The sequence below is a fragment of the Rhodococcus sp. P4_E4 genome (assembly GCF_056401575.1).
In genome coordinates this window covers 1-1092 of sequence record NZ_JBFUJB010000059.1, presented here as the reverse complement: position 1 = coordinate 1092, position 1092 = coordinate 1, and the positions used below count along the sequence as shown (strand labels likewise).

At 62.9% G+C, this 1092-nt stretch carries 1 protein-coding gene; it reads right to left on the bottom strand.

All coding sequences use genetic code 11. The annotated features are described in order from the left end of the window. Positions 1–1092: lipase family protein (locus tag AC1DVN_RS30865; protein ID WP_477994825.1), on the bottom strand; the 1092-nt coding region annotated here is incomplete at both ends.

Below are 1092 nucleotides of genomic sequence, written 5' to 3'. Positions count from 1 at the left end.
GACAAACCTGCGTCGCAATAACGAGTGGCGAGTGTGCGGACGTCCCCGGCAACCATGACTCCGTCGCCAGGGCCGACGCCGGGTCCACCTGGCTGGGTGCCCTCGAGGGCTCCGTTTGCGGCTTGAGCGATGAACATAGGGATGGTGGGTATCGGCGCGTTGCCCATGTTGATTTTGTTGGCGACGTCGACGTACTCGGGCACCGAGTTGGGGTTCGCATACTCTGGTTTGGCAAGGTCCTGCCAGGTCACCCCCGGGTACTGCAGGATGACGTTCCCGATCGAGGCATCCTCGATGCGAGGTAGGAGTTCGCGTCCGCGATCGCCGAGATACGGATCGAAATCTATGTCGTAGGCACGGGCAAGTCCGACRACTGCCATCCCGACAACGCCTGCCCAGCCGATGCTTCCGTTTGCGTACCGGAGGTTGTTCGCCGGGTTGACCAACAGTCCACCCTGGGCGGCGCCGATCAGGTCCTCGTTGATGTCCGGGGCGTAGTCCGGAGCGAGGATGGACGCCCAGYTGGTGGCGATTGCTCCGCCCGAGTATCCCATCAGGCCGATCTCGGCTGAGTCGGCAATACCTGTCTCGGGAGTGYTACGGGCGGCGCGAAGAGAGTCGAGAGTCATCATTCCGTATTCGGGTCCCGCCGCGAAGTCTGCRTTCGGCCCTTCGGTGTCGGGAATGACGACGGTGTARCCCAGTGCCAGTAGGGGACCGAACATGRCAGCTTCGCCGGAAGCGAGAGTCCCGCCGAAGGCGACGTTCCGTCCGCTGGCGGTCAGGCTGCCGATCGRGGTGTCCCCCGCRACAGCTCGTGACGGACCGTCTTCCGGGTTCAGCGAATCGTAGGCCGACTGGAACGAGACAACTTTGTCCGGCTGGGCATTGGGTGGTCGAAGAATCGAYGTGACATTCGCAGACGGCCGGCCGAGAGCGTCGGTCGACCGGTACAACACCTGCACGGCTTGCAACGGGGTCGGAATGTTGACGACGTGATAGGGCAAGGTCCTCGTTTTGAGAACGGCCCCAGGCTGATACGACGACAGCGGTGCCGAACCGTCGTACTGATAGAAGGAATCCGCCGACGGT